The sequence below is a fragment of the Streptomyces sp. NPDC052682 genome (assembly GCF_040678435.1).
In the GTDB taxonomy this organism is placed as follows: Bacteria; Actinomycetota; Actinomycetes; order Streptomycetales; family Streptomycetaceae; genus Streptomyces.
Genome location: NZ_JBFATS010000022.1, coordinates 71,919 through 92,572 on the forward strand (window position 1 = coordinate 71,919; position 20,654 = coordinate 92,572).

The window sequence follows — 20,654 nt, forward strand, 5'->3', positions numbered from 1 at the left end:
ATGACCACGACCCCGATCGATCCCGCTCCACAGAAGTCCATACGCCGTCGCCGCATCCGCCAGGAGTGGGGCCGCCCCTGGCTGTACCTGCCGCTCACCGGCCTGTTGCTGCTGATGGTCACGCCGTTCCTGTGGATGCTGTCCGGGGCGTTCAAGCCTGAGGCGGACATCCGCAAGATCCCGCCCGACCTGATCCCCACCCGCCCCACGCTCACGAACTTCCAGGAGCTGTTCGGCAGCCTGGACTTCACGAGGATGTTCGCCAACTCCGTGATCGTGGCCCTGGCCGTCACCGCCGGGAACCTGATCTTCTGCTCGATGCTCGGCTACGCCCTGGCCAAGCTCGAATTCCGCGGACAGCGGGCCGTGTTCACCGTGGTCATCGCGACCCTCATGGTCCCGGGCCTGGTCACCTTCGTACCGCTGTACGTCCTGGTGGCCAACATGCAACTCACCGGCTCTCTGCTCGGGCTGATCCTGCCGTTCCTCGCCACACCCTTCGGTGTGTTCCTGATGCGGCAGTTCATCTCCACCCTGCCCGACGAGCTGATCGACGCCGCCCGCGTCGACGGCTGCCGCGAACTGGCCATCTTCTGGAAGATCATCCTGCCGCTGACCAAGCCCGCTCTCGCCACCCTGGGGATCATCACCTTCCTCGGCTCGTGGAACAACTTCCTGTGGCCGCTGGTCGTGGCCCAGAACGAGAGCCAGTACACCCTCCCCGTCGGTCTCGCCCTGGCCAGCAGCGGACAGGACTTCACCCGCTTCGGCATCCTGCTCGCCGGCGCCGTCGTCGTCCTGCTCCCGGTGACCGTCGTCTTCCTGCTCTTCCAGCGCCACTTCGTCGCCGGCATCGCCACCACCGGCCTGAAGTGACCCCAGCTCCGGCGCCCTTACCCGCCCCCCACGCGCCGGTTCCGCACCACCCACGTCCCGCACGCGCGCCGCCGTGCACGGCCGTCATGCCCGCAAGGAGCCGCACCATGAGAACCACCACCCGGCAATGGCGCCGGACCTCCCTGGCAGCCGCCGCGACCCTGCTCGCCACGCTCCCCGTCCTTCCGGCAGCCACACCGGCCTCGGCCGATGCCGCGCCTGGCAGAGCGTCGGTTTGGCTCACCAATCCGTCCACCAAGACCTATCTGTCCCGGCAGTCGCCGGTGACCTGGAAGACCGGCCCGGCACCCTCGGGCACTGAGAGTTCGACCATCGCGGTGGACACCACCCGCACGTACCAGCCGATGACCGGCTTCGGGGCCTCGTTCACCGACTCCTCCGCCTGGCTGGTCGGCACCAAGCTCAGCACCGCACAGCGGAACGCGCTGATGCGCGACCTGTTCAGCCGCCGCGACGGCATCGGCCTGAGCTTCCTGCGTCAGCCGATGGCCGCCACCGACTTCACCGTGGATGGCAACTACTCCTACGACGACATGCCCGCCGGCCAGACCGACCCGGCCCTGGCGAACTTCACGATCGACCATGACCGGTCGTACACCATCCCCCTGCTGAAGCAGGCCCGCCAGATCAATCCGCAGCTGACCCTCATGGCCACCCCGTGGAGCCCGCCGGGATGGATGAAGACCAGCGACTCGATGAACGGCGGCCGGCTCAAGGCGGACGCCTACCAGCCGCTCGCCGACTACTTCGCGAAGTTCCTCAAGGAGTACGCGGCAGCCGGCGTCCCCGTGCGCTACATCACCCCGCAGAACGAGCCGCTGCACGAACCGTCGACCTACCCGGGCATGTACCTGCCCGCCGACCAGGCCAAGACCTTCGTCACCGACCACCTCGCCCCGACGCTGCGCAAGCAGGGCCTGTCCACCGACATCCTGGGATACGACCACAACTGGGACGTCCCCAGCTACCCCGAATCCTTCTACGCCGACCCGGCAACCGCCCGGAACGTCACCGGCACCGCCTGGCACTGCTACGGCGGCGACGTCTCGGCACAGACCGTCGTCCACAACGACTACCCCAACAAGCCCGCCTTCCAGAGCGAGTGCTCCGGCGGAAACTGGGAGGGCGACGAGAAGGGCGCCTTCGCCGGTGTGATGGACAACATCATCAACGGTCCACGGAACTGGGCCCAAAGCATCATCCGCTGGAACATCGCCCTGGACCCCAGCAGCGGCCCCACCAACAACGGATGCCAGGGCTGCCGCCCCATCGTTGTCGTCTCCCCGAAGACCGACGGCACCTGGACCTACACACCGACGGCCGACTACTGGGGACTGGCACACGCCAGCACGTTCGTCCAGCCCGGCGCCCGCCGGGTCGCCTCCAACACCCTGGGCAAGGGCAGCATCGAGGACGTCGCCTTCACCAACCCCGACGGCTCCACCGCGCTGGTCACCTACAACTCCGGAAGCACGGCACGCACCTTCACCGTGGTCTGGGGCGACCGCCACTTCACCTACACCCTGGCCGCCGGAGCAGCGGCGACCTTCACCTGGACCGGCACTCAGCACGGCAGCAGCGACCCAGCCGCCATCGGCTCCGTCGATATCCCCTTCCGCAACCCCGACGGCAGCCAGGCCCTGATCACCTACGACAGCAGCCTGCTCGCCCAGCAGCCCCAGGTCCGCATCGGCGACCAGTGGCTCGGCTACACCCTGCCCACCGGCGCCTCCCTCACCCCGCCCACCGGCGAGACGGCGCTGCCCCGCGACGGCTGGCAGGCAACGGCCTCGGCCAGCAGCTCGGACGACCCGCCCTCCCAGGCCATCGACGGCGACGCGGCCACCCGCTGGAGCTCCGGCCACGGCATGCAACCGGGCGACTGGTTCCAACTCGACCTCGGCTCCGCACGGACCTTCGACCAGATCGTCCTGGACTCCACCGCCTCGTCCGGCGACTTCGCCCGCCAGTACGAGGTGTACACCTCCGACGACGGCACCACGTGGGGCCGGCCCGTCGCGACCGGCCCCGGCAGCACCGTGACCCGGATCCTGCTGCCCACGACCACCGCCCGCTACATCCGCGTGGTCAACAAGGCCGGCTCCGGCAGCTGGTGGTCCATCCACGACGTCTCCGTCCTCGCTCCCGACGGCAAGACCACAAAGGACACGGGCACGAGTACCGGCCTTCAGCGCAAGAACGCGACCCTGCCCGACGGCACCCGGCTGCAGGTGGCGTACAACTCCGGTGGCAGAGCTGCCACGTTCGACGTGCCGTGGGGTGGCACGACGTACAGCTACCGACTGCCCGCCGGCGCCGCCGCGATCCTCACCACCCGGCCTGCCTGAGTGCACGCCTGCGGCAACCGCCTGGATGTCGCCCACACAGCGAGGGCCCGCGCAGAGAGGATCTGCCGGGCCCTCGCCTCGATGACTCGGGCACTCCTCCCCGGCTGTCACGCTTGGTTACTATGCTCACTTCATGCCGGAGGCCGGGAGCAAGGGGCGGACCGCCATTGACGGACTGCTGGGAGGCAGAGAGACGAGCATGCCAGCTGGTAGCTGGTCGGTGAATGTAAGGCAAATGACCACTGGAGCCTTGGAAGATGCTGAGAGAGGTCAGTGCGACCAGCTACATCGAACCCCTCCGCTCCGGCGGCTCCGTGCCCGCGGTCGTGGAGGCCGACGACCTGGGCACCTACGTCGTGAAGTTCACCGGCTCCGCACAGGGCCGCAAGGCGCTGGTCGCCGAGGTGATCGTCGGTGAGCTGGCCCGCGCCCTCGGTCTGCGCTTCCCCGAGCTGGTCCTCGTGCACTTCGACCCGGCCATCGCCGCCCAGGAGCCCCACCAGGAGGTCCGCGACCTGCACCTGTCCAGCGCGGGCGTCAACCTCGGCATGGACTACCTGCCGGGCGCCCGGGACTTCACCCCGGAGGTGGCCGAGTCCTTCCCCCTGGATCCGCTGGAGGCCGGCCGGATCGTCTGGCTCGACGCCTTCACGGCGAACGTCGACCGCACCGTCCACAGCTCCAACCTCATGGTGTGGCCCACGCTCGGCGTCGCGCCCCCGCGCCTGTGGCTCATCGACCACGGCGCCGCCCTGGTCTTCCACCACCGCTGGGACGGCGCCGACCCCGCGAAGGCCTACGACCTGCGCCACCACGCCCTCGGCCACTACGGCCCCGATGTGCGCGCCGCCGACGCCGAGCTGGCGCCGAAGGTGACCGAGGAGGTACTGCGCGAGGTCGTCGCCGCGGTGCCGGACGCCTGGCTGACCGGCTTCGGCACGGCCGACGAGGTCCGCGAGGCGTACGTCGGCCACCTCCACGCGCGCGTACGGGCGTCCGGGGCCTGGCTGCCCACCGGCTTCCCCAGCCGGGAGGAGCTGGCCGCCGAGAACGCCCGCCGCGCGGCGAGAAACCAGCGAGGCCGCCCGGCCTGGCTCAAGCAGGTTCCCGACCTGCACGGCAGGCCGGCGGTGGAACAGGACGGGTCGGTGCACCTGGCATGAGCGACACCCGGCGCGTGGAGATCGAGTACTGCACCCGGTGCCGGTGGCTGCCGAGGGCCGCCTGGCTGGCCCAGGAGCTGCTGACGACGTTCGAGGCAGAGCTGACCGAACTGGCCCTCAAACCCGGCACCGGCGGCGTCTTCGTCGTCCGCGTGAACGACGAGGTGGTGTGGGACCGCCGCGACCAGGGCTTCCCGGAGCCGACGGCCGTGAAGCGGGCCGTACGCGACCGAGTGGCCCCGGGAAAGTCCCTGGGCCACTCGGAGCAGTGATCCCTGCGGCTGTCAGCCCCTGAGCTGCTCGTAGGCGGGCAGCGTGAGGAAGTCGGCGTAGTCCTCGTCGAGGGCCACCTTCAGCAGCAGGTCGTGGGCCTGCTGCCAGGTGCCCGCCGCGAAGGCCTCCTCGCCGATCTCGGCCCGGATCGCGGCGAGTTCCTCGGCGGCGACCTTGCGGGCCAGGTCGGCGGTGACCTTCTGGCCGTTGTCGAGGACGACACCGGCGTTGATCCACTGCCAGATCTGGGAGCGGGAGATCTCGGCGGTGGCCGCGTCCTCCATCAGGTTGAAGATGGCGACCGCGCCGAGGCCGCGCAGCCAGGCCTCGATGTAGCGGATGCCGACCTGCACGGCGTTGACCAGGCCCGCGTACGTCGGCTTGGCGTCCAGGGAGTCGATGGCGATCAGGTCGGCCGCCTTGACGTCGACGTCCTCGCGCAGGCGGTCCTTCTGGTTCGGCTTGTCGCCGAGCACCCGGTCGAAGGACTCCATGGCGATCGGCACCAGGTCGGGGTGGGCGACCCAGGAACCGTCGAAACCGTCGCCGGCCTCGCGGTCCTTGTCGGCGCGGACCTTCTCGAAGGCGACCTTGTTGACCTCCGGGTCCTTGCGGGACGGGATGAAGGCCGCCATGCCGCCGATCGCGTGCGCGCCGCGCTTGTGGCAGGTGCGGACGAGGAGTTCGGTGTACGCGCGCATGAACGGAGCCGTCATCGTGACCGCGTTGCGGTCCGGCAGGACGAACTTGGCGCCGCCGTCACGGAAGTTCTTGACGATGGAGAACAGGTAGTCCCAGCGGCCCGCGTTCAGGCCGGAGGCGTGGTCGCGCAGCTCGTAGAGGATCTCCTCCATCTCGTACGCCGCCGTGATCGTCTCGATCAGGACGGTGGCGCGGACGGTGCCCTGGGGAATGCCGACGTAGTCCTGCGCGAAGACGAACACGTCGTTCCACAGGCGGGCCTCCAGATGCGACTCGGTCTTCGGGAGGTAGAAGTACGGGCCCTTGCCGAGGGCGAGCAGGCGCTGGGCGTTGTGGAAGAAGTACAGGCCGAAGTCGACGAGCGCGCCGGGCACCGGGGTGCCGTGCTCGTCGACGAGGTGCCGTTCGTTCAGGTGCCAGCCGCGCGGGCGCATCACGACCGTCGCCAGCTCCTCGTCCGGACGCAGGGCGTACGACTTGCCCGTGCGCTCGTCCGTGAAGTCGATGTTCCGGGTGTAGGCGTCGATCAGGTTGAGCTGGCCGAGGACCACGTTCTCCCAGGTGGGCGCCGAGGCGTCCTCGAAGTCGGCGAGCCACACCCGGGCGCCCGAGTTCAGGGCGTTGATGGTCATCTTGCGGTCGGTGGGGCCGGTGATCTCCACCCGGCGGTCCTCCAGCGCGGGCGGCGCCGGGGCCACTTTCCAGGACTCGTCCGCGCGGATGGCGGCCGTCTCGGGGAGGAAGTCGAGCGTGGAGGTGCGGGCGATCTCGGCGCGGCGCTCCGCGCGGCGGGCGAGGAGCTCGTCGCGGCGGGCTGTGAACCGCCGGTGCAGCTCGGCCACGAAGGCGAGTGCCGCGTCGGTGAGGACCTCCTCCTGCCGGGGCAGGGGCTCGGCGTCGACGATGGCCAGCGGGGACGGCGCTGGTGCGGACATGACCTGTCACTTCCTTCAGCGAGCTACGGAGCCGATGGCCTGACACAGGTGCCGACCAGGCCGCTACTGGAACGTGGATACTAATTTCCTCATGGTGGAAGTTCAATGGTTCGCAGATCCTCGGATGTTCACTCCAGGTGCGTGAGGTCGGCCTCGGTGTCGATGTCGTACGGCCGCGCCACGTCCCCGCACTCGACCAGCCGGACCTTGTCCAGGTGCTCCTTGAGATAGGCGCGTGCCCCCTGGTCCCCGGTCGCGGTCGCGGCGACGCCCGCCCAGTGCGCGGCGCCGAACAGGACCGGATGGCCGCGTACGCCGCCGTACGCGGCGGAGGCCAGCGACTCCTGGAGCGGCTCCCCGGAGGGGCATGCGGCGAGCACGCGGGACACGGCCTCGGGGCCGATGCCCGGCTGGTCGACGAGCGAGACCAGCGCGGCCCGGGCGTCGGTGCGGGCGAGCGAGGCGAGCCCCGCCCGCAGCGAGGAGCCCATGCCGTCGGCCCAGTCGGGGTTGTCCACGACGACGCATCCCGCCAGATCGGCCCGGGCCCGTACCTCCGCGGCCCGGGCGCCCAGCACCACGTGCACGCGCGTGCAGCCGCCCTCGCGCAGGACCCGTACCGCGTGCTCCACGAGCAGCCGTCCCCGGTGCTCCAGCAGTGCCTTGGGCCGCCCGCCGAGCCGCCGTCCGCCTCCGGCGGCGAGCAGCAGGCCGGCCACGGCGCATCTCTCGCGTGTCGTCATGGGTCCTGCATACCGCAGGGTCCGGGTGAGGCCGGTTCGGGAGGATGCGTTGGGCTGCGATGTCACGCTGCGGAGCAACTCGATGACGCAATGGACTGGCGCGGGGCGGCCGCGTTGGCGTTAACTGTCGCCCTACCGACAGTCCGTGGCGCCGGCCGGCGCCACGGGCGGGGGAAAGAGGTCGGGGCCGAACGCGCACGACGGCGTGCGGAGGGGGAGGACTGTGTTGCGGAGCGTGGAGCAGAAGCGGCAGGGGCCCGTGACCAGCGGTGGCGAGGATCCACGAGTGACGGAGCTGCGCTCCGCCGTGTCCCGGCTCCGCCGCGAACTGGCCGCCCATCCCGGGCGGTTCGCGGACCGGAGCATCGCCGAGGAGGAACTGGCGGCGCTGGACGCCATGGCGGCCGGCGGCGCCCCCGAGATCATGCGCCTGCGCCGTTCGCTGCTGCTGGTCGCCGGCGCGATCGGCTCGGTGAGCGCGCTGGCCCCTGGGGTGTCGCGGGTACGCGACGCGGTGAACCTGTTCGGCGAGCCGCCGCGGGGATGAACGCGGATCCGCCTCCGCGGGGTGGGGGCGGGGTCGCGTCGGGGCGTCCGTCCTCGGACTGCCGGGCGGGGGTGCCTGGACCGGGTGTGTCAGGGGGCGTCGGGCGTGACCGACGGCGGGCGTGTTCGGCCGTGCTGCGGCGATCCTCGACACGTCCCCGTCCGCGCGGCGGGCGGGTGCGGGCGTGTGGGGCAGAAGGGCCCGAGGGGCCCGGGCGTCCGTGGCCCGGGAAACGGTCAGTGCGTGGTGCTGCCGCCCGGGTTGGCGAGTGTCTCGGAGAGTTCCGCCGCCACCTGCTGCAGCACCGGCACGATCCTCTCCGTCGCCGCCTCCGTGACCCGGCCCGCCGGCCCGGAGATGGAGATGGCCGCCGCCGTGGGGGAGCCGGGCACTGACACCGCGAGGCACCGCACCCCTATCTCCTGCTCGTTGTCGTCGATGGCGTACCCCTGCCGGCGCACCTCCTGAAGCGCCGCAAGGAAGCCCTCCGGGGTGGTGATCGTCTTGTCCGTCGCGGCGGGCATGCCCGTACGGGCGAGCAGGGCGCGCACCTCCTCGGGCGGGAAGCCGGCGAGCAGGGCCTTGCCCACGCCCGTGGAGTGCGGCAGCACCCGACGGCCGACCTCGGTGAACATGCGCATCGAGTGCTTGGACGGCACCTGCGCCACGTACACGATCTCGTCCCCGTCCAGCAGTGCCATGTTCGCCGTCTCGCCGGTCTCCTCGACCAGGCGGGCCAGATACGGCCGGGCCCAGGTGCCCAGCAGCCGCGAGGCGGACTCGCCGAGCCTGATCAGGCGCGGGCCGAGCGCGTACCGGCGGTTGGGCTGCTGGCGTACGTATCCGCAGGCCACGAGGGTGCGCATGAGGCGGTGAATGGTCGGCAGGGGCAGCCCGCTGGTCGCGGACAGTTCGCTGAGGCCGACCTCGCCGCCCGCGTCCGCCATCCGCTCGAGCAGGTCGAAGGCGCGCTCCAGGGACTGGACGCCGCCGTTGGCGGAAGACCGGGCGGAGCCGGTGGGGCGGGCGCTGGACGTCGGCACGGCGCGTTCCTCTCAGGTAACGTTTCGCTTCCCGAGATGTTAATTCCGCTTTGTGGAAAAGTCCAGCGGTAGTGTGCTCATGTGCCTGGTAGCAGTGTGCCCTTGACGGGGCGAGAAGGGGAGTGAAGACTCCTTCAACAGAACGTTGAAGAAAGGGGTTCGCGTGCCCGACGCCGAACTGGTGCTGCGCTCGACGCGAGTCATCACTCCCGAGGGGACACGCGCGGCGTCCGTCGCGGTCGCCGGCGGCAGGATCACGGCCGTACTGCCCTACGACGCGCCCCTGCCCGCGGCAGCCCGCCTGGAGGACGTCGGCGACCACGTGGTGCTGCCCGGCCTCGTCGACACCCACGTGCACGTCAACGACCCCGGCCGCACCGAGTGGGAGGGCTTCTGGACCGCCACGCGCGCCGCGGCGGCCGGCGGCATCACGACCCTGGTGGACATGCCGCTCAACTCGCTCCCACCGACGACGACGGTCGGCCACCTCCGCGTCAAGCAGGCGGCCGCCGCCGACCAGGCGCACATCGACGTCGGCTTCTGGGGCGGCGCCCTGCCCGACAACGTCAAGGACCTGCGCCCGCTGCACGAGGCCGGGGTGTTCGGCTTCAAGGCGTTCCTGTCGCCCTCGGGCGTGGCGGAGTTCCCGCACCTCGACCAGGAGCAGCTCGCCCGCTCCATGGCGGAGATCGCCGCGTTCGACGGGCTGCTGATCGTGCACGCCGAGGACCCGCACCACCTGGCCGCCGCCCCGCAGCACGGCGGCCCCAAGTACGCCGACTTCCTCGCCTCCCGCCCCCGCGACGCCGAGCACACCGCCATCGCGCACCTCATCGCGCAGGCCAGGCGCCTCCACGCGCGTGTGCACGTGCTGCACCTGTCCTCGGCCGACGCCCTGCCGCTGATCGCCGAGGCCCGGGCCGAGGGCGTACGCCTCACCGTCGAGACCTGCCCCCACTACCTGACCCTCACCGCCGAGGAGGTCCCGGACGGCGCCAGCGAGTTCAAGTGCTGCCCGCCCATCCGGGAGGCCGCCAACCGGGACCTGCTCTGGCAGGCCCTGGCGGACGGCACCATCGACTGCGTCGTCACCGACCACTCCCCGTCCACGGCCGACCTCAAGACGAACGACTTCGCCACCGCCTGGGGCGGCATCTCCGGCCTCCAGCTGAGCCTGCCGGCGGTGTGGACCGAGGCCCGCAGACGCGGCCACGGTCTGGAGGACGTGGTCCGCTGGATGTCCGCGCGCACGGCCGGTCTGGTGGGCCTGCGCCGGAAGGGCGCCATCGAGGCGGGCCGCGACGCCGACTTCGCCGTCCTCGCCCCGGACGAGACCTTCACCGTGGACCCGGCCGCGCTGCAGCACCGCAACCGCGTCACGGCGTACGCGGGGCGCACCCTGTACGGCGTGATCAAGTCGACCTGGCTGCGCGGCCGGCGCATCGTCGCGGACGGCGAGTTCACCGAGCCGACGGGGCGGCTCCTCACCCGAGCCTCCTGACTCCAGCCCCAGCCGACCCCGAGAGGAACACCTGATCACCGTGACGGCGATTGAGCGCTTCACCGGCGACGCGCACCCCTACGGAGGCGGTGATCCGTACGCGGACTACCGCACCGCCGACTTCCCCTTCACCCAGTACGCCAACCTCGCCGACCGGCAGCTCGGCGCCGGTGTCATCGCCGCCAACGACGAGTTCTTCGCCCAGCGCGAGAACCTGCTGGTGCCCGGGCGCGCCGCGTTCGACCCCGAGCACTTCGGGCACAAGGGCAAGGTCATGGACGGCTGGGAGACCCGCCGCCGCCGGGGCGTCTCGGCCCAGCACCCCTGGCCGGCGGCGCAGGACCACGACTGGGCCCTGATCCGTCTCGGCGCGCCGGGCGTCGTCCGGGGCATCGTCGTCGACACCGCCCACTTCCGCGGCAACTATCCGCAGGCGGTGTCCGTCGAGGCCACGTCGGTGCCGGGCTCGCCCTCGCCCGAGGAACTCCTCGGGCACGGCGTGAAGTGGACGACCCTGGTCCCGCGCACCCCGGTCGGCGGCCACGCGGCCAACGGCTTCGAGGTCGCCGTCGAACAGCGCTTCACCCACCTGCGCCTCAACCAGCACCCCGACGGCGGCATCGCGCGCCTGCGCGTGTACGGGGAGGTCGTCCCCGACCCGGCGTGGCTCGACGCCCTGGGCACCTTCGACGTCGTCGCCCTGGAGAACGGCGGCCGGGTCGAGGACGCGTCCAACCGCTTCTACTCACCGGCCACGCACACCATCCAGCCCGGCCGCTCCCGCCGGATGGACGACGGCTGGGAGACGCGCCGCCGCCGCGACCAGGGCCACGACTGGATCCGCTACCGGCTGGTGGCCCGTGCCGAGATCCGTGCCCTGGAGATCGACACGGCCTGCCTGAAGGGCAACGCGGCGGGCTGGGCGTCGGTGTCCGTCCAGGACGCCGACGCGGAAGGGGCCGGCGACTGGCGCGAGATCCTGCCCCGCACTCGCCTCCAGCCCGACACCAACCACCGCTTCGTCCTGCCGTCCCCGGCCGTCGGCACGCACGCGCGCGTGGACATCTACCCCGACGGCGGCATCTCCCGTCTCCGCCTGTTCGGCTCCCTCACCCAGGAGGGCAGGGCCCGCCTGACCGCCCGCCACCAGGAACTGGGCGGCTGAACGCCTTCCGCCTCACTGAGTGGATCCGGGAGCCGGGGCGCACGTCCCGCCGGGGCGTCTGCCGGTCCGGTCCCGTGGGTCTGTCCAGCCCCCGCACGGCCCCGTCGGCAGCCCGTCCGTGGGTACCGGCGGGGCGGCGGGCGAGGGCGGACCGCGTCCGGGTGCCTCGGGTCTCAGCCGCGGTGACCGCTCCTTCCGGGCGTCACGCCGCGTGCCCGCCGTCCACCGAGAACTCCGCGCCGGTGACGTACGCGGCCCCCGCCAGGTGGACGACCGTGGACGCCACCTCCTGGGGTGTCCCGAAGCGGCCCAGCGCGGTCATCGCCGCCTGGCCGGCCGCGTACGGGCCGTCCGCCGGGTTCATGTCGGTGTCGGTCGGGCCGGGGTGGACGATGTTCGCCGTGATGCCGCGCGGGCCGAGCTCCCTCGCCAGGGCCTTGGTCAGTCCGATCAGGGCCGCCTTGCTCATGGCGTACAGCGTCCCGCCGGGGCCGGGCACCCGCTGCGTCATGCAGGTGCCGATGGTGATGATGCGGCCCCCGCCGCCCATCCGGGCGGCCGCCGCCCGGGAGGTCAGGTAGACCCCGCGTACGTTCACCGCGAGGACCCGGTCCACGTCGGCGGCCGACAGGGTTTCCAGCGGGCCCAGTACGCCCACGCCCGCGTTGTTCACCAGCACGTCCAGTCCGCCCAGCGCCAGGGCCGCACGGTCCACCGCCCCGGCCGCCTCCTCAGCGTCGGCCAGGTCCGCGCGCAGGGCCACCGCCCGGCGTCCCAGCGCCTCCACCGCCCGGACCACGTCCTCGGCGGCCTCCTTGGCGCTGACGTACGTGAGGGCGACATCGGCGCCCTCCCCGGCCAGGCGCAGCGCCGTCGCCGCTCCGATGCCCCGGCTGCCGCCGGTCACGAGGGCCGTCCTGCCGTCGAGAGTTCCTTGAGAAGTCATGCGTCCATCTCAGCCGCCGGAGCGTGCCGGGGCTGGCGGCGAACGGACATCGAGCTGGAACACCGAGAGGGGAGCGAGCGGGGCGCGGGCGGGGAGCGGGCGGAACTTCGGGCCCGCCCTGACGCGTTCCTCCCGTGTGACACTTCAGCAAGAGATCGTCGGCAACGCCATGCAGATGGCGGTCGTCAACCTGCGGCCCGGTCAGACGGTGTACTGCGAGGCCGGGAAGTTCCTGTTCAAGACGGCGAACGTGACCATGGAGACCCGTCTGACCGGCCCGTCGGACAGCGGCGGTCAGCAGCAGGGCGGCTCGGGCGGCGGCATGGGAGGCCTGCTCAGGCAGGCGATGGGCACCGCCATGCAGGTCGGCCAGCGGGTCCTGGCGGGCGAGTCGATCGCGTTCCAGTACTTCAGCGCCCAGGGCGGCGAGGGCACGGTCGGCTTCGCCGGTGTCCTGCCCGGGGAGATGCGGGCGCTGGAACTGGACGGCACCCGCGCGTGGTTCGCGGAGAAGGACGCCTTCGTGGCCGCCGAGTCCACCGTCGACTTCGGCATCGCCTTCCAGGGCGGCCGCACCGGCATGAGCGGCGGCGAGGGCTTCATCCTGGAGAAGTTCACCGGACACGGCACGGTGATCATCGCCGGCGCCGGCAACTTCATCGACCTCGACCCCGCCGACTTCGGTGGCCGTATCGAGGTCGACACCGGCTGTGTCGTCGCCTTCGAGGAGGGCATCCAGTACGGCGTCCAGCGCGTGGGCGGCCTCAACCGCCAGGGCCTGATGAACGCCGTCTTCGGCGGCGAGGGACTGTCCCTGGCCACCCTGGAGGGCAGCGGCCGCGTCATCCTGCAGTCCCTCACCATCGAGAGCCTCGCCAACGCCCTGAAGAAGGCCCAGGGCGGTGACAAGCAGGGCCCGACGGGTGGACTGTTCTCCACCCACGCGGGATAGGGCGTCTCAGCGGGACGCGCGGCTTTCCGCTGCGGCGAGCAGGGCGCAACCCAGGACGAGCAGCGCCACGCTCGCGTAGACCTCGTAGCCGTCGAGGACGTCCAGCCGCTGCACGAACCCCCAGTCCCAGTCGGTGAACTCGTGCACCAGACCCGCCACACCCTGCACCAGGGCGATGAACCCCAGAATCTCCAGTAACTGCTTCATGGGACGCAGCCTCGCCCCGCAGCCACCGCCCGCACATCGGCCGCGGGGCGAGACCCGTACGACGGAAGGCGGAGGCCTCGGCGCCGCGCGGCGCCGAAAGTCTGCGCCAGCGCGACTTTGGTCGGCGATCGCCGACGCGGTGCGAGGGGACGGGCCGGCGCTGCGTAGATTTGCCGACCGTGAGTGGTGACAAGGCGGCGCAGAGCTCCTCGGTGTTCACGGGACGCAGATGGTTCTTCCCCTCCGCCCTTCTCCACGAGCTGGAGCCCGACCCGGACCGGGCCGGGCGGCGGCCCCGCCGCACCGCCCGTGACTGGCTCGTCGACTTCTGCTGCTTCCTGGTGGCCGCCCTCGTGGGCCTGCTCGCCGCCGACGCGCTCCCCGCCAACCCCCACCTGCCGCACGCGCTGGTCCTCGCCGACCAGGGGATCGGCGCCCTGGCCTGCGCCGCGGTCTGGGTGCGCCGCCGGTGGCCGCTCGGCCTGGCCGTGGCGATGATCCCGGTCAGTCTCGTCTCGGACACCGCGGGCGGCGTCGTCCTGATCTCGCTGTTCACGCTCGCCGTGCACCGCCCCTTCCGGTACGTGGCCTGGGTGGCCGCGGGACAACTGGTGCTGGTGCCGGTCTACTACTGGCTGCGCCCCGACCCGGATGTGCCGTTCCCGGCGGCGGTCGCGTTCGGGGTCCTGCTCAGCGTCGCGCTGGTCGGCTGGGGCATGTTCGTACGGTCCAAGCGGCAGTTGCTGCTCAGTCTGCGCGACCGTGCCCGGCGCGCCGAGACGGAGGCGCGGCTGCGGGCCGAGCAGGCGCAGCGGCTGGCCCGCGAGGCCATCGCCCGGGAGATGCACGACGTCCTGGCGCACCGGCTGACGCTGCTCAGCGTGCACGCGGGCGCCCTGGAGTTCCGGCCGGACGCGCCCCGCGAGGAGATCGCCCGGGCGGCCGGCGTCATCCGGGAGAGCGCGCACGAGGCCCTCCAGGACCTGCGGGAGATCATCGGCGTGCTGCGGGCCGGGGAGTCCGAGGACACCGGCCGGCCGCAGCCCACGCTGGCCGGCCTGGACACGCTGGTCGCCGAGTCCCGCGAGGCCGGCATGAAGGTCGCCCTCGACAACCGTGTGACCGACCCGTCCGGTGTGCCCGCCTCCGTCGGCCGCACCACCTACCGCATCGTCCAGGAGGCCCTCACCAACGCCCGCAAGCACGCCCCCGGCACGGAGGTCACGGTCACCGTCACCGGAGCCCCGGGCGACGGTCTCTCCGTCACCGTGCGCAACCCGCCCCCCGAGGGCGCGGTACCGCCGGTGCCCGGCTCCGGGCAGGGCCTGATCGGCCTGACGGAGCGGGCGACACTGGCCGGGGGCACGCTGCAGTACGGGCCTGCCGAGGACGGCGGATTCGAGGTCCGGGCCCGGTTGCCGTGGGGGTGAGAGGCGGCCGCCGCCTCACGGCCTGACGCCGTGCGGGGCGCTCGCGGGCGTTCGCGTACCACCCCCATGTCCTCCTGCCAGGTGAGCAGTTGACTTGAGCGCGGCGATGGCTGATGTTGGTGCAGCCTTCGGCACCGCGCGTAACGGAAGGACGACACAGTGAGTTTCGGGGGACCCGCGAATCCGTACCAGCCGCCGTGGCCGCCGCCCGGGGGGAGCGGCGGACCTCCCCCGCCCCAGCCGGGGCCCGGGCCGTACTGGCCGCCGCAGCCCGGTCCCGGACCGTACGTGCCGCCGCAGCCCGGTCCAGGGCCGTACTGGCCGCCGCAGCCCGGCGCAGGTCCGTACGGACCGCCCCACCCCTACGGCCCACCGCACCCCAACCCGTACGTGCCCTACGGCCCCTACGGCCCCTACGTCCCGCCGCAGCCGCCGCCCTCGACGTGGCGGCGGATGCGCGACGACGAGTGGCCCACCCTGGGAGAGGTGCTGCGCGGCGGACGGCGGGGCGTCGGAGGCTGCCTCGGCGCGCTGCTGATCATCCCGTGCTTCTGGCCGCTGTTCCTGCCGCTCGTGGTGATGTATCCGATGCTGCGCTCGGCACGCAACCGGGCCCGGAGGGTGTTCCCCTCGCACGGGCGGCGCCCCGTCCACGACCCCCGGGTGCTGCGGGTGCAGACGGCGCGGGCCTGGGCGGCCACCGTCATGTCCGTGCTCATCCTGGTCGTGTACGGCAAACCGGAGGACATGGTCGAGGCGCGTGAGGACTACCTGACCCGCCTGGCCATCGCGCCCTGGCTGCTGCTCCTGACCGCGCCCGTGGTGGTGGCGGTCGTCATGCGCTGCGCCTCGCCCGCCGCACGCCGGACCATGTGGCCGCGCCTGCGTGCGGCCGGCCGCTCGGCGCTGGTGTACGTGGGTGCCTTCACGGTGGCGGCGCTGCTCCTGCTGGCGCTCCAGCCCCTGACCGAGCGGGCGGAGGGCGCCGCCGGCTCCCGCCAGCTCCTCATCGGCCTCGCCCTGTTCGCGCTGCTGGGCGTCATCTTCTGGGTGGGGTACTTCCTGTGGTTCGCCACCGGGCCCGCCGTCCGGGGTGCCTTCAACACCGCCGAGGTGCACCCGGCGCTGCCCGCCCTGCTGGCCGGGGTGCTGGTGTGGGAGTTCACCGCCATCAGCCTGGCCACCGGCGGGCTGCCGCCCGGCCCGCCCGCCGTGCGGATCGCCGCCCTGCTGGGCGGCCCGCTGTCGGTGACGGCGGTGGCCTGGTGGGAGATCCACCGGCTGCGCACCTTCCACGGGGTGCGGCTGCGCGCGTAGACCCGACCTTCCGGGGTGTGGCAGGCCGTGATTACGTAACCTCCATGACTGCGATCAGACTCCTCCTCGTCGACGACGACCCTCTGGTGCGGGCCGGGCTGTCCTTCATGATGGGCGGCGCCGACGACATCGAGATCGTCGGCGAGGCGGGGGACGGCGCCGCGGTCGAGGAGCTGGTCGAACGGACCCGCCCGGACGTCGTCCTGATGGACATCCGGATGCCGGCGGTCGACGGCCTCACCGCCACGGAGCGGCTGCGCGGCCGTGCGGACGCCCCGCAGGTCGTGGTGCTCACCACCTTCCACGCCGACGAACAGGTGCTGCGGGCGCTGCGCGCCGGCGCCGCCGGGTTCGTCCTGAAGGACACCCCGCCCACCGAGATCGTCGAGGCGGTACGGCGGGTCGCGGCCGGGGACCCCGTCCTGTCGCCCACCGTCACCCGCCAGTTGATGCGGCACGCGGCGGGCACCGCCGCGGACGCGCGGCGCACGCAGGCGCGTGAGCGGATCGCCGCGCTCAACGACCGCGAACGCGAGGTCGCCGTCGCGGTCGGCCGGGGCCGGTCCAACGCGGAGATCGCCACGGACCTGTACATGAGCGTGGCCACCGTCAAGACCCACGTCTCCCGCATCCTGGCCAAGCTCGGCCTCAACAACCGCGTACAGATCGCGCTGCTGGCATACGACGCCGGACTCCTGGAGGAGGACGACGCCCAGTAGGGACCTGTCCCACCGGCCTGTCACGCCAGTGCCCGGGCCGCCCCGCCCGCGATTTCGGCCAGCCGTACCGGCCGCCGTTCCCGCCGGGACAGCTCGCACGCCTCGGCGACCCGCAGCGCCTGCAGTGCCTCCCGTCCGTCGCACGGGTTGGGCCGCTCCCCGCGGACCACCTCCACGAACGCGTTCAGCTCCGCCTCGTACGCCGGGGCGAAGCGCTCCAGGAAGCCCGTCCACGGCTTGTCCGCGGCCGGCGGCCCGGTCGGCTCCGTGGAGGCGATCGGCGTACGGTCGTCCAGCCCGACGACGATCTGGTCCAGCTCCCCGGCCAGCTCCATGCGCACGTCGTACCCCGCGCCGTTCAGCCGCGTCGCGGTCACCGTGGCCAGCGTGCCGTCGTCCAGGGTCAGCAGCGCCGCGCCCGTGTCCACGTCACCGGCCGCGCGGAACATCGCCGGCCCGGCGTCGGACCCGGCGGCGTACACCTCCACCACCTCACGGCCCGTGACCCAGCGCAGGATGTCGAAGTCGTGGATCAGCGCGTCCCGGAACAGCCCGCCGGAGACCGGCAGCCACGCGGCCTCCGGGGGCGTCTGGTCGCTGGTCACCGCCCGCACGGTGTGCAGCCGGCCGAGCCGCCCGGCCCGTACGGCCTGGCGCGCGCCGGTGTAGCCGGCGTCGAACCGCCGCTGGAACCCCATCTGCAGGACGGTCCCGGCCGCCTCCACCTCACCGATGGCCTGTAAGGTCCCCGCCAGATCCAGCGCGATGGGCTTCTCGCAGAACACCGGCAGCCCCGAGCGCGCGGCCCGGCCGATCAGTTCGGCGTGGGCGGACGTCGCCGTCGTGATCACCACGGCGTCCACTCCCCACCGGAAGATCTCGTCCACACCCGGCGCCGCCGTCTCGCCCAGCCGGTGCGCCAGTTCCTGCGCCCGTGAGGCGTCGGCGTCGGTGAGGATCAGGGAGCCGACGTCCCGGTGCCGGCTGAGCGTGTTCGCATGAATGGTGCCGATGCGGCCCGTACCGATGACCCCGATGCGCATGAAAACAAACTGCGGCCCCAACCCGCCCCTGTCAATCTGCATGTCCGGACAATGTGACTACACAACTTCCCGTCAACAACGCGCGGAGCTACGCTCAGGCCGTGCCGAAACCAGAAGTGGACCCGACCGTGCAGCTAGAGCTGAGTGTGGACCGCAGCTCTCCCGTGCCCCTGTACTTCCAGCTCGCCCAGCAACTCGAGGCCGCGATCGAGCACGGCACGCTGACGCCCGGCAGCCTGCTGGGCAACGAGATCGAGCTCGCCGCCCGGCTCGGCCTGTCCCGGCCGACCGTCCGGCAGGCCATCCAGTCGCTCGTCGACAAGGGCCTGCTGGTGCGCCGCCGCGGAGTCGGCACGCAGGTCGTGCACAGCCAGGTCAAGCGCCCGCTGGAACTCAGCAGCCTCTACGACGACCTGGAGGCGGCGGGCCAGCGCCCGGCCACCAAGGTCCTCGTCAACACCGTCGTACCGGCGTCCGCCGAGGTCGCCGCCGCGCTCGGCGTGGCCGAGGACAGCGAGGTGCACCGGGTGGAGCGGCTGCGTCTGGCGCACGGGGAGCCGATGGCGTACCTGTGCAACTTCCTGCCGCCCGGCCTGATCGACCTGGACACCGGCCAGCTGGAGGCCACCGGCCTGTACCGCCTGATGCGGGCCGCCGGGATCACCCTGCACAGCGCCCGCCAGTCGATCGGCGCGCGCGCCGCGACCGCCCCCGAGGCCGACCGGCTCGCCGAGAAGGAGGGCGCCCCGCTGCTCACCATGCAGCGTGTGACGTTCGACGACACGGGCCGCGCGGTCGAGTACGGCACCCACACCTACCGCCCCAGCCGCTACTCGTTCGAGTTCCAGCTGCTCGTACGGCCCTGACGGCCCCTGCCCGCGGCGATCCCTGCCCCGCGGTCCTCCGGGGCCGGGCCCCGCCAGGGCGAGGTGGCAGAATCGGGCCTTGATGAGCACCTACCGCGACTTCACCGCCCCCATCGGCTCCCGCCGTGCCCCCGTCCTGCGCACGGTGGGCACCAGGGAGCGCCGCTCCCATCTCACCGCACCCCGGGTGCCGACGGTGGGCATCGACATCGGCGGTACGAAGGTGATGGCGGGCGTCGTGGACGCCGACGGCACCATCCTGGAGCACCTGCGCACGGAGACCCCGGACAAGTCCAAGAGCCCCAAGGTCGTCGAGGACACCATCGTGGAGCTGGTCCTGGACCTGTCCGACCGGCACGACGTGCACGCGGTGGGCATCGGCGCGGCCGGCTGGGTCGACGCCGACCGCAACCGGGTGCTGTTCGCGCCCCACCTGTCCTGGCGCAACGAGCCGCTGCGGGACCGCCTCGCCAGCCGCCTGTCGGTCCCCGTCCTGGTGGACAACGACGCCAACACCGCCGCCTGGGCCGAGTGGCGCTTCGGCGCCGGCCGGGGCGAGGACCACCTGGTCATGATCACCCTGGGTACCGGCATCGGCGGCGCGATCCTCGAGGACGGCCAGGTCAAGCGCGGCAAGTACGGTGTCGCGGGCGAGTTCGGGCACATGCAGGTGGTGCCCGGCGGCCACCGCTGCCCGTGCGGCAACCGCGGCTGCTGGGAGCAGTACAGCTCCGGCAACGCCCTGGTGCGCGAGGCCCGCGAACTGGCCGCGGCCGACTCGCCGGTGGCGTACGGGATCATCGAGCACGTCAAGGGCAACATCTCCGACATCACCGGCCCGATGATCACCGAGCTGGCCCGCGAGGGCGACGCCATGTGCATCGAGCTGCTCCAGGACATCGGCCAGTGGCTCGGTGTCGGCATCGCCAACCTCGCCGCCGCCCTCGACCCGTCCTGCTTCGTGATCGGCGGCGGTGTCTCGGCCGCCGACGACCTGCTCATCGGCCCGGCGCGGGACGCCTTCAAGCGTCACCTCACCGGCCGCGGCTACCGCCCGGAGGCCCGTATCGTGCGCGCCCAGCTCGGCCCCGAGGCCGGCATGGTCGGCGCCGCCGACCTCGCCCGGCTGGTCGCCCGCCGCTTCCGGCGCGCCAACCGCCGCCGGGTGGAGCGTTACGAGCGCTACGCGCAGGTCCGCCGCAGTATCCGGGAGTCGCTGTGACGGACACCGTGCCGCCGCAGATGCGCACCGGCCCCGACGGGCCGGGCGAGGACCGCGGCCACATGATCCGCCGCAGGGCGCTCACCCTGCTGATCATCGTGCTGCTCATCGGCATCCCGGCCGGCTACCTGGTGATCTCCGCCAACCAGAGCCGCGACAGCGGCAAGGACAAGGAGGCGAAGTACTCGGCGACCGGCCTGACCGAGGGCTGGCCGTCCAAGCTCCAGCGCCGCCTCTACCAGGTCCCCGTCCCGCACCCGGCCTGGCACGTGGCGTACTACGAGACCAACAACTGGAAGACCAGCCGGCTCTACGTCCAGTTCGAGACCAGCACGGCCGGCCTGGACGCCTTCCTGGCGGGCGTGGGCGTGACCCGGCAGGACCTGAAGCAGGGCCACATCACCATCGGCGACCGCGACCAGCGGGTCAGCGGCTGGCGCTTCCCGGGGTCGGGCGCGTGGTGGGGCCTGGTGCACCGGCAGCAGAACCCCGCCCCGACCCACGACATCGTCGTCGACATGACCAACCCGGGGTATCCGTGGGTCTACGTCGTCTCCCGTACCGTTCCCTGACCGGCAGCCCGTCGCGCCCCGGACCGGCCCCGGAGCCGATTGTCAGACCCCGCCCGTAGAGTC

General features: G+C 72.3%; 20 protein-coding genes. 14 read left to right on the forward strand and 6 right to left on the reverse strand.

Features of this window, described 5'->3' with window-relative positions; genetic code table 11:
* The 4 genes from AB0K80_RS29060 (at position 1) to AB0K80_RS29075 (ending at position 4,680) form a co-directional block, all read left to right on the forward strand.
* Positions 1 to 876, forward strand: coding sequence for a carbohydrate ABC transporter permease (locus tag AB0K80_RS29060; protein WP_365674706.1), 876 nt, complete (start codon positions 1 to 3; stop codon positions 874 to 876).
* A gap of 107 nt (positions 877 to 983) precedes the next feature.
* Positions 984 to 3,245 (forward strand): discoidin domain-containing protein, encoded by a 2,262-nt coding sequence (locus AB0K80_RS29065; protein ID WP_365674708.1) that lies wholly within the window; start codon positions 984 to 986, stop codon positions 3,243 to 3,245.
* Positions 3,246 to 3,502: 257 nt separating this feature from the next.
* On the forward strand, positions 3,503 to 4,408 hold the full coding sequence (locus AB0K80_RS29070) for a HipA family kinase (protein ID WP_365674710.1): 906 nt from the start codon (positions 3,503 to 3,505) through the stop codon (positions 4,406 to 4,408).
* Positions 4,405 to 4,680: an Rdx family protein gene (locus AB0K80_RS29075; protein WP_365674712.1), complete on the forward strand. Its 276-nt coding sequence runs from the start codon at positions 4,405 to 4,407 to the stop codon at positions 4,678 to 4,680. Before AB0K80_RS29070 ends, AB0K80_RS29075 begins: the two co-directional genes overlap by 4 nt.
* A gap of 12 nt (positions 4,681 to 4,692) precedes the next feature.
* On the opposite strand, the gene aceB is transcribed toward AB0K80_RS29075, so the two are convergent.
* Both aceB and AB0K80_RS29085 read right to left on the reverse strand, forming a co-directional pair.
* Positions 4,693 to 6,318, reverse strand: a complete 1,626-nt coding sequence (gene aceB / locus AB0K80_RS29080) for a malate synthase A (protein WP_365674714.1) — start codon at positions 6,316 to 6,318, stop codon at positions 4,693 to 4,695.
* 128 nt (positions 6,319 to 6,446) lie between these two features.
* Positions 6,447 to 7,061: a nucleotidyltransferase family protein gene (locus tag AB0K80_RS29085; RefSeq protein ID WP_365674716.1), complete on the reverse strand. Its 615-nt coding sequence runs from the start codon at positions 7,059 to 7,061 to the stop codon at positions 6,447 to 6,449.
* Positions 7,062 to 7,284: 223 nt separating this feature from the next.
* Here AB0K80_RS29085 and AB0K80_RS29090 point away from each other — a divergent pair, with 223 nt between their 5' ends.
* On the forward strand, positions 7,285 to 7,608 hold the full coding sequence (locus AB0K80_RS29090) for a DUF5955 family protein (protein ID WP_365674718.1): 324 nt from the start codon (positions 7,285 to 7,287) through the stop codon (positions 7,606 to 7,608).
* A gap of 236 nt (positions 7,609 to 7,844) precedes the next feature.
* Here AB0K80_RS29090 and AB0K80_RS29095 read toward each other — a convergent pair whose 3' ends face one another.
* Entirely contained in the window at positions 7,845 to 8,651 is an 807-nt protein-coding gene (locus AB0K80_RS29095; RefSeq protein WP_365674720.1) for an IclR family transcriptional regulator, read from the reverse strand.
* Positions 8,652 to 8,814: 163 nt separating this feature from the next.
* Between AB0K80_RS29095 and allB the strand changes: the two genes are divergently transcribed.
* The gene (gene allB / locus AB0K80_RS29100) at positions 8,815 to 10,152 is read left to right on the forward strand and encodes an allantoinase AllB (protein WP_365674722.1); all 1,338 of its coding nucleotides are present in this window, start codon (positions 8,815 to 8,817) and stop codon (positions 10,150 to 10,152) included.
* A 40-nt stretch (positions 10,153 to 10,192) separates the two neighbouring features.
* Positions 10,193 to 11,317 carry an allantoicase gene (gene alc / locus AB0K80_RS29105; protein ID WP_365674723.1) on the forward strand — a complete coding sequence of 375 codons (1,125 nt, stop codon included), beginning with the start codon at positions 10,193 to 10,195 and terminating at the stop codon, positions 11,315 to 11,317.
* 202 nt (positions 11,318 to 11,519) lie between these two features.
* Here alc and AB0K80_RS29110 read toward each other — a convergent pair whose 3' ends face one another.
* On the reverse strand, positions 11,520 to 12,263 hold the full coding sequence (locus AB0K80_RS29110; protein WP_365674725.1) for an SDR family oxidoreductase: 744 nt from the start codon (positions 12,261 to 12,263) through the stop codon (positions 11,520 to 11,522).
* 136 nt (positions 12,264 to 12,399) lie between these two features.
* On the opposite strand from AB0K80_RS29110, the gene AB0K80_RS29115 reads away from it, so the two are divergent.
* Complete coding sequence (locus tag AB0K80_RS29115) at positions 12,400 to 13,215, forward strand: AIM24 family protein (protein WP_365674727.1); 816 nt, start codon at positions 12,400 to 12,402, stop codon at positions 13,213 to 13,215.
* 6 nt (positions 13,216 to 13,221) lie between these two features.
* Here the strand turns inward: AB0K80_RS29115 and AB0K80_RS29120 are convergent, their stop codons facing one another.
* Complete coding sequence (locus AB0K80_RS29120; protein ID WP_365674729.1) at positions 13,222 to 13,422, reverse strand: hypothetical protein; 201 nt, start codon at positions 13,420 to 13,422, stop codon at positions 13,222 to 13,224.
* Between the two features lie 179 nt (positions 13,423 to 13,601).
* On the opposite strand from AB0K80_RS29120, the gene AB0K80_RS29125 reads away from it, so the two are divergent.
* From AB0K80_RS29125 to AB0K80_RS29135, 3 genes are all read left to right on the forward strand, one after another.
* Positions 13,602 to 14,852: a histidine kinase gene (locus tag AB0K80_RS29125; RefSeq protein WP_365674731.1), complete on the forward strand. Its 1,251-nt coding sequence runs from the start codon at positions 13,602 to 13,604 to the stop codon at positions 14,850 to 14,852.
* A gap of 390 nt (positions 14,853 to 15,242) precedes the next feature.
* Positions 15,243 to 16,169 (forward strand): hypothetical protein, encoded by a 927-nt coding sequence (locus tag AB0K80_RS29130; protein ID WP_365674733.1) that lies wholly within the window; start codon positions 15,243 to 15,245, stop codon positions 16,167 to 16,169.
* Between the two features lie 44 nt (positions 16,170 to 16,213).
* Complete coding sequence (locus AB0K80_RS29135; protein ID WP_365674734.1) at positions 16,214 to 16,888, forward strand: response regulator transcription factor; 675 nt, start codon at positions 16,214 to 16,216, stop codon at positions 16,886 to 16,888.
* A 20-nt stretch (positions 16,889 to 16,908) separates the two neighbouring features.
* On the opposite strand, the gene AB0K80_RS29140 is transcribed toward AB0K80_RS29135, so the two are convergent.
* Complete coding sequence (locus tag AB0K80_RS29140; protein ID WP_365674736.1) at positions 16,909 to 17,931, reverse strand: Gfo/Idh/MocA family oxidoreductase; 1,023 nt, start codon at positions 17,929 to 17,931, stop codon at positions 16,909 to 16,911.
* Between the two features lie 128 nt (positions 17,932 to 18,059).
* Between AB0K80_RS29140 and AB0K80_RS29145 the strand changes: the two genes are divergently transcribed.
* From AB0K80_RS29145 to AB0K80_RS29155, 3 genes are all read left to right on the forward strand, one after another.
* Complete coding sequence (locus tag AB0K80_RS29145) at positions 18,060 to 18,797, forward strand: GntR family transcriptional regulator (protein ID WP_365674760.1); 738 nt, start codon at positions 18,060 to 18,062, stop codon at positions 18,795 to 18,797.
* Positions 18,798 to 18,879: 82 nt separating this feature from the next.
* Positions 18,880 to 20,019: an ROK family glucokinase gene (locus tag AB0K80_RS29150; protein ID WP_365674738.1), complete on the forward strand. Its 1,140-nt coding sequence runs from the start codon at positions 18,880 to 18,882 to the stop codon at positions 20,017 to 20,019.
* Positions 20,020 to 20,039: 20 nt separating this feature from the next.
* Positions 20,040 to 20,591 carry a sugar kinase gene (locus tag AB0K80_RS29155; RefSeq protein ID WP_365674762.1) on the forward strand — a complete coding sequence of 184 codons (552 nt, stop codon included), beginning with the start codon at positions 20,040 to 20,042 and terminating at the stop codon, positions 20,589 to 20,591.
* The last annotated feature ends 63 nt before the right edge of the window (positions 20,592 to 20,654 follow it).